This is a genomic window from uncultured Fenollaria sp. (assembly GCF_934202865.1).
GTDB lineage: Bacteria > Bacillota > Clostridia > Tissierellales > Peptoniphilaceae > Fenollaria.
Genome location: NZ_CAKPYL010000049.1, coordinates 1 through 10,680, shown reverse-complemented (window position 1 = coordinate 10,680; position 10,680 = coordinate 1). Strand labels below are relative to the sequence as shown.

Here is a 10,680-nt window from a genome sequence, read left to right as displayed (position 1 = left end):
CTCTCTGTTAATAGGCTTCCGTAGAAGTCCAAGAGTCTTCCGATATATATATAATCATCTAGTACTTTCATTTTATCTTTTTCCTTATAAAACTCGTGTCGTTCTTAGTGTTATCACATAAAAAACTGTCAAGCTATTTACTTGACAGTTAATATAATACTATATAGATTGACTTTTGTCAATACTTTTTTGTAAATTATTTAAATATTTTTAAAATAATGCTTCAACGAAGTCATCGACGTTAAAAGCTTGAAGGTCTTCTATCTTTTCACCGACACCTATAATCTTAACTGGCAAATGTAATTCGCTCTCAAGTGCAATGATGACGCCTCCCTTGGCAGTGCCATCAAGTTTAGTAACGCAAACGCCTGTTATGTCACTTGTCTCCTTAAAGGACTTCGCTTGTATTATGGCGTTTTGACCAGTAGTCGCATCAAGAACCAATAGATTTTCTTTAACCGCGTTAGGAAACTCTCTATCGATAACTCTTTTGATCTTATTAAGCTCGTTCATTAAGTTTTGCTTGTTATGAAGCCTACCTGCTGTGTCGCAGATAAGTATATCAGTCTTTCTCGCCTTAGCCGCCATTATTGCATCAAAGACAACGCTTGCCGGATCAGCTGACTCCTCATGAGCGATGATGTCAACGTTTGCTCTATTGGCCCATTCTTTAAGCTGTTCAATGGCAGCCGCTCTAAATGTATCGGCAGCGGCGATCAAAACGCTTTTGCCCTCTTGTCTGAATTGGTAGCTAAGCTTGCCTATGGTAGTCGTCTTACCAACACCATTGACACCAACAACTAAAAGTATGGCTGGAGATGGCTCAAGCTTCAAATCCCTCGAAGTAATATTATCATTCATTATATTCTTGATCTCATCCTTTAATATAGGAAAAGCATCTTTTCTCTCTAAAATGTTTTCTCTAACGAGTCTTTCTTTTAGATTGTCGATGATGTTCATAACAGTTTCAACACCAATGTCTGATGTGACTAGAACTTCTTCTAGTTCGTCGTAGAAGTCGTCGTCAATGTCTGTGCCTTTGAAGACAGTTTGAAGCTTGTAGTTTAGATTTTGTCTTGTCTTTTCAAGCCCTGAGAACATTCTCTTGAAGAAAGATGATTTTTCTTCTTTGACTTCTTCAGGCGCTTCTTCATTTACTTTTGCTTCGTCATTCATTTTTACTTCAGCATTTGATTTTGCTTCGTCAATTGATTTTGCTTCAGCATTTGATTTTGCCTCAGCATTCATTTTTGCTTCGTCAATCGTTTTTGCTTCTTCATCCAAAGGCCTTTGACCAGGCTCCTCAGTGACTATATCTACTTTTTGTTCTTGAACCTTTTTTTGCTCTTCATCTTTATTTTTCTTTTTAAACCAATTAAACATATTTCACCTCTTAAGTTAATTTCATCGAAAGTATTGAGCTTATGCCCTTTTCTTTCATAGTAATGCCATATATAGCGTCTGATATCTCCATAGTTACCTTTCTATGCGTGATAAGAATAAATTGTGTTTCGTCCTTAATCCTATCAAGATAAGCTGTGTACTTACTTATGTTGGCGTCATCAAGAGCCGCGTCTATCTCGTCAAGTATACAGAATGGCGATGGCTTCGATTTTAGTACTGCGAATAATAAAGCTATCGCTGTTAATGTCTTCTCTCCGCCTGATAGTAGGCTTAGTGACTGCATGCTCTTTCCTGGTGGACGCGCCTCTATCTCTATACCCGAGTTGAGTATATCATTTTCATCGCTTATATATATCTTCGCTTCGCCGCCACCAAATAGATTTTGGAATATCTCTGAGAAATATCCTTGAATAATATTGAAATTATCTTTAAACTTTATCTTGATAGTTTCGTCGATATCGTCAATTATATTTAGTAAGTCCTCTTTAGACTCTTGCATATCATCATATTGCTTTCTTAAAAACTCTAGCCTTGTCAATGTGTCTTCGTACTCTTTTATGGATGATAATGATACATCACCAAGCGCATCGATTTTTTCTTGAAGTTCTTTTAAATCTTTAGTGCTTGCCTTAACTAGGCTGTCCTTGTCAATATTTTCAACATTTATAAAGTAATCGTTTGATAGCTTTTCTTTGATATTATCCTTCATTACTTCGTTACGAGCAAGTAGGACCTCATTCTTGTTGATCTCGTCCTTGATGGCGATTATGCCCTCTTGACAAGTCTTTATCTCATTTTGCAGAGCAAAGATCTTGGATAAAACTTTTTCTTTTTCGTCTGTCTTTTGATTAATCTTATCAATGTATTCTTGCTCAAGCTCTTCATTCTTCTTTAAGAAGTCCATGATGAGGGCATTTTCATTTTCAAGAGCTTCTTTATTTTGGCTTAGTTCTTTAAATTCGCTTGCAAGGCCATCTTTAATCTCTTGTGACCTAGCTATATATTCTTCCGAAAAAGCGATATCTTCAAGAGTTTTTTCTAGCTTTATCTCTAAAGTAGATTTTTCAACGCTTATTTGAAGTAGCTTTTCATTACGCCTATCCTTTTCTTCTTCGAAGCCCTTAATAAGTTCTTTTTCGGCTTCTATCTTCTTCTCATGCTCAAGCTTTTTATTCTTAAGCTCTTCTAAATCCTTTGTGCCTTGAGATATATCTTCTTCAAGCGCTACAAGTGCTTTCGTAAGCTCTTCTCTTTGAGTCTTTGCTTCGCCTATATCTCTTTGAGCAAAGGCTATGTTTATCTCAAGTGAATTAATCTCCTTCTTAGCAGTATTTATCTTTTCATTTATTGCAATGATTTCTTCATTTAGCTTATCATAAGAGATTTTTTCTAGTTTAATCTCTTCTTCCTTATTAATAAGAAGTTTTTTAGCATCAACTAGAGCGTTTTCTTTCTCTTTTATCTCATCCATTAGCTTAGTAAGCATATGTTTACGCGAAATAAATGAGGATTTAACTTGGCTACCGCCAACTATTGATCCAGATGAATTAATTATCTGTCCATCTAAACTTACGTATCTATATTGCTTATGGACTTTCGATATTCTCAAGGCGGCATCAAAAGTAGTCGTTACAACTGTTCTTTGAAGCAGGCTCTTGAATAGATTGTCATATTTTTTATCAAAAGTAATAAGTTCACTCGCAAAACCTATGGCATCTTTGTCATTAATATTGTAGTTTTCGTTTGATCTGGAAGTATATCTATTAAGCGGATAGAAAGTCGCTCTACCATAGTTATTCTTCTTTAAAAAGTCGATGTATTCTTTAGCATCGTCGTCTCTGTCTATGACTATGGCTTGCAGATTCGATTGAAGTGCTGATTCTATGGCAAGTGAATACTTTTCGTCGCAGTTAAATATGTCAACCACAAGCCTTGAATCAGACTTGAAATAATTTTTCTTAGCTGCCTTAGCTATCTCTTTAACGCTTCTGTAGTAGCCATCAAGGTTCTCTTCAAGATTTTTATGCATCTCATAGCTCTTTTGTAAAACTCTAAGGTCATTTTCTAAAGTAAAGTAGGCGTCCTTTGATTTTGCTAAATCATCAACTTTTGCTGTGATTTCATCTTTAGCTCTTTTATATAAATTTTCTTTTTCATTAAATAGCTTATTTAATTCGTCAAGCTCTTCACTAGCTTTGTCCAATTCTTCATTTTGCTTATTTAATTCATCTTCTTTATCATTTATTTTTTTCTCTATGTCCTTAAGCTTTTCATTTTGAGTAGTTTTATTATTATTGTAGTTCTCTATACTTAGTCTTAGCGCCTCAAGCTCCTTATCAAGCTTTAGACCCATATTCATAGCTTCATCGTAGCTAGTTCTATCATAAGACGCATTTTCGTTTTTAAGTGCTTCAAGGTCCTTAGCTATATTTAATAAAGTTTCTTCACTTGATTTTTTTACAAGAGATAGCGTTTTTATCTTCTCTTCTGATTCTAGTAATTTATTCTCATGCTCTTTCTCTTTTAATTTGTTATCAAGCACTTTGTCTTCTATTGATTTAAGTTTTTCTTTGTTTATCTCAAGCTTTTGCCTATTGATATCAAAGTCTCTAAGATCTTTATTCCTTTGCTCTTTAATCTCATCAATAAGCGCCTCATATTGCTTAAGTTCAGCTTGTAGTGGCGCAGCGCTCTCTTCGACTTCTTTATTATTTATTTCACTTAATTTTAAATCATCAATGAGTCTTTCTTTATCCGCAGTGAATTTAAGTAAATTCTTCTCTATCTTTTCATAAGCGTTATATGAAATAGATACGTCGACCTTTTTGTACTCTTCCATAAGGCCCTTGTACTCTCTAGCTTTTTCCGATTCGCCCTTAAGTCTCGCTTCGTTTTGCTCTATTTCATAAAGAATGTCTTTTATTCTTAATAGATTTGCCTCAGTCTTATCAAGCTTCCTTAAAGATTCTTCTTTTTTATATCTATATTTACTAACGCCTGATGCCTCTTCAAATATGGCTCTCCTGTCCTCTGGTTTATTTGATAGTATCTCATCTATCCTTCCTTGGCCAATGATGGAGTAACCGTCCTTACCAACGCCTGTATCTAGGAAAAGCTCTCTAACGTCCTTCATCCTAGCCTTTTTATTGTTGATTAAAAATTCGCTCTCGCCTGAGCGGTACATGCGTCTTGTGACCTCAACCTCTTGGTATTCAACCGGTAGAGCGTTATCGTCATTTGAAAATATTATGCTTACTTGAGCGTAACCAAGCGCTTTTTTCTCTTCAGTTCCTTGGAAGATTACGTCACTAGCCTTGTTCGCTCTAAGCGATTTATTGCTTTGCTCACCTAAAACCCATCTAACAGCGTCAGATATATTGCTCTTACCGCTTCCATTAGGCCCTACAATCGTTGTAACTCCAGGGGTAAAGACTATTTCAGTTTTATTTGCGAAGGATTTAAAGCCCTTCAATATTAATTTATTTAAACGCAAAATATTTGCCCCTTTCGTACTTATTCTTTATAAGCTCCTTAAATGAGTAGCTTTGCGGGCTTCCATCGTAAAACATTAGCCTATCGTCCTCATCAAAGATGCCTTTTATATCGTAATTTATTTTATATTTTTGATAAATTTTCTTTCTATTTACCTTCTTCGAGCCGCTCAAGTATGAAGCGACTTTTTTTGAAGATGCTATGGTGAAGTCATTTGTGATTTTATTAAGCTCTACAAATTCTTCTATGATGTCAAGGTAGATTGCCTCGTATGTTAAGGAGCGTATCGCTGGGTGGAATGGCCCTGCCACTACGTCCTTACCTAGCTGAATATTATCAGTAGTTTGAAGACCTATCCTAATTATCTCAATGTCTTTTGCTTCAAAAATGATAACTATGCTCTTAAGCGTATCAACTGCTTCGTCCACATCCAAGGGCTTGTATGAGCCGTCTTCAAGTCTATCTACAAGCTCTGTATCCTTTATTACAAGAGTTGGATATATCCTTACAAAGTCCGGTTCAAGCGCAGCTATCGCTTCAGCTGTAGCTATATCCATCTCTTTAGTGGACTTATATAGGCCCGTCATCATTTGAAGTCCAAGAGTAAAGCCTCTATCCTTAATCAATTTAGCGCTGCGAATGGTGTCAGTCACCTTATGACCTCTCCTAAGCGCATCTAAAACAGCGTCATTCATTGACTGCGCGCCTAGCTCAATGGTTTTTACATTATACTTTTCAAGCTCGTCAAGAATTTCTTCACTTATAGCGTCCGGCCTTGTCGATATCCTTATGCTATCAATGAGGCCACGCTCAATATATGTATTTACAAGCTTTAAGTAGCTAAGCATAAGTGGGTAATCAAGCGCAGTGAAGCTGCCTCCATAAAAAGCAAGCTCAATACCCTCCTTGCCTTCATATAGAGCCAAGTACTTTTCTATATCATTTTTTATATTTTCTTCTTTTTGCGCATCATAATCCTTGGCTATCTTCTTTTGATTGCAGAAAATGCAATCGTTTGGGCAGCCTAGATGCGGTATAAAAATTGGTATTATATAGTTTTTTTTCATTCTATCAAATTCATCTCAATCGCAAGTTTTTTCGAAGCCATTTGCTTAGCAGCCTTCTTTGTCTTCGCTCTAGCAATGGCTTTGTGCCCATCAAGCTCAGCTTTGTACTCAAAACTTTTATCATTATCTGGTCCATATTCTTTTAATAGCGTAAATATTAAGTCTAGGCCATGCTTTTGAGCATATTCAATCAAAATATTTCTATAATTTAGAAAATCATTATTCGCGTCTAAGAGCATATTGGCATCTTTTAAATATTTATCCAGTATAAATTTCTCAGCTGTGTTAATGTCTGAGTCTAGGTAAATAGCCGCTATCAAGGCCTCTAAGTGATCAGAGAGTATCGAAGTCTTATCAAGATCTAATCTTAAATTTGCTTCCATATAGATGTACTCATCCAAATGAAGATTTTTAGCAACCATATTTTGGTATGAAGCTTTGCCAAGCATAGCAATAAGCTCTGATAGAGCGCCTTCGTCCTTGTCTATGTACTTAGTGAATAAATACTTTGCCAAGACATATGAAAGCACCTTGTCACCAAGAAACTCAAGGCTCTGTGCATTATATGCTGCAGTCAATGTCTCCGCCTCACTAGCGCTCTTGTGAACTAAGCTAGTGAAGAGCAAATTTTCATCATTAAAATTATATCCGATAATCGCCTGCAAGCTTTTGAGCTTTTCGCGAGCATCGGATATATCAGAATTCTTCATTATTTTGCAGCTTCTACGGCTAATGCGATTGCCTCTCCAACTGTTTTAACACTTGTAACCTTGTCATCATCAAGGCTTACATTTAATTCGTCTTCTAAATTCATAATTAATTCAACTATGGCGATGGAATCTGCCTTTAAGTCTTCTTTAAATCTTGTTTCGTCCTTTAAATCTTTAAGATCTACTTTAAATTGCTTAGCAATTATTTCTTTAATTTTTTCTTCTAACATAGCTCCTCCTAATTTTCCTTTAAATATTCTATAACTCCTGAATTCACAAAGTCAACAGTATTTCTTATAGCTAAGTAAAATGCCTTCTCATCACTGTTGCCATGTGCTTTGATTATTGCTTTATTTACGCCTAAGACAGGCGATCCGCCGTACTTAGTAAGTCCCATAAGAGACATGACATCCTTTAAAAATGACATCTTCATTTCATCAGAGGAGAAATATTTCTCATCCTTCATTATAAAGTTCTTTATGCTTCCCACAAAGACTTTGCTAGCTCCTTCAAGCTCCTTTAGTATTACATTGCCTACGAAACCGTCTTGAACGATGATGTCTGCATCAGTTGTAAGCACTTCATTGGCTTCGATATTGCCAATAAAATTAAGTTCTGAATTTTTAAGTATTTCATGAGCCTTCTTAGTTAGCTCATTACCCTTTTTAGCTTCAGCGCCATTAGATACCAAAGCAATCTTTGGTCTTTCTATGCCAAGTAGCTTTTCAACGTACTTTGATCCAAGTTTTGCAAATTCATAAATAAATTCTGGCTCGCAGTCAACATTGGCCCCTGAATCCAAAAGTAGTGTTGGTCCCTTTATTCCCGGTAAGAATGTTGGTATACTCGCTCTTTTAAAGCCGTCTATCCTCTTTACTATAAGCATAGCTGCCGCAAGAAGCGCGCCAGTTGATCCAGATGATATAAAGGCATCTGCATCGTCATGTTCCACTAAGTACTTTGATGCTAGGACTATGGATGCTTTATTTTTCTTTCTTATGGATAGAGCCGCTTCATCTTCATTTGTTATAAGGTCTTCAGTTTGAACTATCTCATAATTCGCTGCGTCAGCTCCAAGATGCTCTTCAATCTCTTTTCTATCGCCGAACAAAACAAAATCTAAAGAGCTGTCCTCTGCCTTTGCTTTTTGCACAGCCATGAGCATAGCTTTAGGTGCATTGTCGCCGCCTTGTGTATCAATTAATAACTTCATAATTTCCTCCGTTCTAAATCCATAATTATTATACATTATTTTGCCTATTAAATCAAGTTTTTTATGAATGAGATGAGATACGTAGTTATTTTACTTTAAAAAAAGTTTCTTGTGTGATTTCTTCAGCTATATGTTCATCATGACTAATGGTCAAAACATATAAATATACTTTAGAAAAATATTCTTTATATATTATTTCGTAATCATAGTCCATAAAATCACACCCTTTCTTGCTTTCTAATAGTTAGACGATTGAAAAATCAAAACGTTACAAATTTCTTGTTAATATTTTTACCAGTATTTAATATAAAAAAGACGATAGCGTTTTTAATTTCTATCTCCTATATATACCTTATTTCTTGTAATAAAAAAGAGATAACATTTATGCTATCTCTTTAAAAGTTTCATTATTAAATTTCTTGTCATCTAACAACGCATTAAAATAAATCTTCCAACCTTTTCCAATTTTCATTATTCATTTCTTTTGTGTAGTTTGTATTGTTAATATAAAGTCTTGTATCTTTATCTCTAACAAACCCCCAATTTATTTTACGCCTTTATGCGTAATCCTTAAAAACATTGAATTTATTTTCGATTTGCTTATCAATATTTTCCAGATGACCTTTCTTTACTATATCCTTAAGTTTCCTTGAATTAGTTTTTCTTTTTTCACTAATATAATCTGCAAGTTGTTGACTTTTTTCATTGGCATATTCTATAATCTTTTTCATAGCTTTTAAAATAGCCTTTGCTGAATACTGAGCCACTTTTATCTCAATATTTATAGCCTTATTATTAACTTCATCATTTACCATATAGGTGACCTCCTTTCCGGGAAAAATAAAAAAGCGGCCCAGACTTTTACATCTGAACCGCTAAAATTTTAATTCTATAGTTTTTTATTATTTTTAATTTTATTACTGTTGTGACGTACTTTATAAATTATGTGTCGCAAACTATTATTTGCTTTTTAATGCCTTATTGATGGTTTCTTGAATAAAAGGACTACAGCATTTACCCAAAGGATTGTTAATTTCGCACTTTGCATTTTTCATTGCCCCTGTAAGTCTAATAATATCTTTAATATTCTTTGCACCATCATCTAAAACAGCGTTTATAATTTGTTGCTCTGTAACTTGGTTGCAATAGCATATATATTTGGGATTTGCATCCTTTTTAAACCATATAGGAACTTTTACATCTTCCTTATAAAAAACTCTTTCATTGTTTAAGTTATAATACACGACATCACAATCTTCATTCATACATAAATAGTAAGTTTCTTCATCTACAACCTTTCCCATAAGGTTTTCTGATACCATATGCTTTACAGTTATATTCTTAACCTTTTCTCCTATTTTGTGACATTTGGGGCAATTTGCTTTTTCTTCCACTGTACCAGTGGTTTTTTGTATTGAACCTCAGCAAGATTGATTTATCTTATTTTCTTGACTCACTTTATTTCCTCCTGTCTAAATAAATATTATTTCTATAGTTAATCAGGATATCTAATACCTCTTTCAATGGATCTACAGCTTGCAGCTCTTTTTAAGTCTTCTTTGTTCATTTCTCTTTCTACCAATAAGTGCCATAATGGTTTATAAGAAACCGCCATATTATTACCCCTTATCCGTTTTATTGTTAAGATATATTATATCATAAATAGGCTGATAAATCAATTTAGCCTATTTTATACTTGTGCTTGCGTTAGTATTTATTGAGATAGTCCTTGTTTTTTTACTTGTCCCACTTGGAACTGCTCCAAATCAATTGGATCTAATAGGAACAAATACGCAATAATAAAAAAACTCAGGCGATTAACCTGAGTATTTTTTATTCAACATCTAAAACCTTTTCACCATTGTAATAACCACAGCTCATGCATACTCTGTGTGGTCTTTTCATTTCATGACATTGAGGACATTCAACGAATGTTGCTTTTCTTAATGTATAAGATGAAGCTCTTCTCTTGTTACGTCTTTGTTTTGATGTACGTCCTTTAGGTACTGCCATTAAAAACACCTCCTTAACTTACAGTAAATGTATTTCTTTACTAATTCGCATTTATAACATTACAATTATACTGTTTTTTATCTCTTTTGTCAAGACTTTTTCTATCTTATTTTAAATTATTTTGAAATAATTTCCTTTGTGTCTCTTGCTATCATTAATTCTTCATTTGTTGGGCAGATGTAGATCTTAATCTTAGCGCCATCTTTAGCGATGTCTACTTCTTTTCCTCTAGTTCCGTCGTTCTTCTTGTCATCTAGTTCTATGCCTAGGTGTTCAAGTCCGTGAAGAATTTCTCTTCTCATTGTGTCAGAGTTTTCACCAATACCACCAGTCATAACGATGGCGTCTAGTTCTGGCATTTGAGCCATGTAAGCACCGATGTACTTCTTAACTCTGTTTGTGAACATATCAAGTGCAAGTCCTGCTTTTTCATTGCCCTTATCTCTTGCTTCTTCAAGGTCTCTAAAGTCTGAGCTTAGCTTAGAAACGCCAAGTACACCTGATTTTTTATTTAACCATTGATTAGCTTCGTGTGGAGTAATATTTTCATTTTCACATAAGAATGTAACAACAGTTGGGTCGATATCACCTGATCTTGTACCCATTACAAGGCCTTCAAGCGGTGTAACACCCATGGATGTATCGTAAACTTTACCATTCTTAATGCAAGCTAAACTTGATCCATTACCTAAGTGGCAGTTGATTATGTTTAGTTCTGATAAATCTTTATTAAGTATTTCAGCCATTCTATGTGCTATATATTTATGAGAAGTTCCGTGGA

At 34.7% G+C, this 10,680-nt stretch carries 10 protein-coding genes and 1 pseudogene; all 11 read right to left on the bottom strand.

The features are described from left to right. Positions 1–210: 210 nt before the first annotated feature. Positions 211–1,101: a signal recognition particle-docking protein FtsY gene (gene ftsY / locus Q0E71_RS05580; RefSeq protein WP_349267128.1), complete on the bottom strand. Its 891-nt coding sequence runs from the start codon at positions 1,099–1,101 to the stop codon at positions 211–213. A gap of 292 nt (positions 1,102–1,393) precedes the next feature. Then, positions 1,394–4,897, bottom strand: a complete 3,504-nt coding sequence (gene smc / locus Q0E71_RS05575; protein ID WP_294796862.1) for a chromosome segregation protein SMC — start codon at positions 4,895–4,897, stop codon at positions 1,394–1,396. Next, a complete protein-coding gene (locus Q0E71_RS05570) occupies positions 4,884–5,963 on the bottom strand; it encodes an elongator complex protein 3 (protein ID WP_294796861.1) in 1,080 nt (359 codons plus the stop codon). The genes smc and Q0E71_RS05570 overlap by 14 nt, the downstream gene beginning before the upstream one ends. After that, entirely contained in the window at positions 5,960–6,673 is a 714-nt protein-coding gene (locus Q0E71_RS05565; protein WP_294796858.1) for a ribonuclease III family protein, read from the bottom strand. Before Q0E71_RS05565 ends, Q0E71_RS05570 begins: the two co-directional genes overlap by 4 nt. Continuing rightward, positions 6,673–6,903 carry an acyl carrier protein gene (locus tag Q0E71_RS05560; RefSeq protein ID WP_058260540.1) on the bottom strand — a complete coding sequence of 77 codons (231 nt, stop codon included), beginning with the start codon at positions 6,901–6,903 and terminating at the stop codon, positions 6,673–6,675. The genes Q0E71_RS05565 and Q0E71_RS05560 overlap by 1 nt, the downstream gene beginning before the upstream one ends. Before the next feature lie 8 nt (positions 6,904–6,911). Next, the gene (plsX, locus tag Q0E71_RS05555) at positions 6,912–7,886 is read right to left on the bottom strand and encodes a phosphate acyltransferase PlsX (protein WP_294796854.1); all 975 of its coding nucleotides are present in this window, start codon (positions 7,884–7,886) and stop codon (positions 6,912–6,914) included. A gap of 557 nt (positions 7,887–8,443) precedes the next feature. Then, the gene (locus tag Q0E71_RS05545) at positions 8,444–8,701 is read right to left on the bottom strand and encodes a hypothetical protein (protein WP_294796851.1); all 258 of its coding nucleotides are present in this window, start codon (positions 8,699–8,701) and stop codon (positions 8,444–8,446) included. Positions 8,702–8,845: 144 nt separating this feature from the next. Continuing rightward, positions 8,846–9,325: a Csac_0668 family 2Fe-2S cluster-binding (seleno)protein gene (locus Q0E71_RS05540; protein WP_294796867.1), complete on the bottom strand. Its 480-nt coding sequence runs from the start codon at positions 9,323–9,325 to the stop codon at positions 8,846–8,848. Between the two features lie 98 nt (positions 9,326–9,423). Continuing rightward, positions 9,424–9,501, bottom strand: a pseudogene (locus Q0E71_RS06800) (XRE family transcriptional regulator); the annotation flags it as partial. Between the two features lie 218 nt (positions 9,502–9,719). Beyond that, complete coding sequence (gene rpmF, locus Q0E71_RS05535; RefSeq protein WP_019214681.1) at positions 9,720–9,899, bottom strand: 50S ribosomal protein L32; 180 nt, start codon at positions 9,897–9,899, stop codon at positions 9,720–9,722. A 116-nt stretch (positions 9,900–10,015) separates the two neighbouring features. Continuing rightward, the coding region (locus tag Q0E71_RS05530) for an acetate/propionate family kinase (protein ID WP_294796848.1) at positions 10,016–10,680 on the bottom strand (665 nt) is incomplete at its 5' end.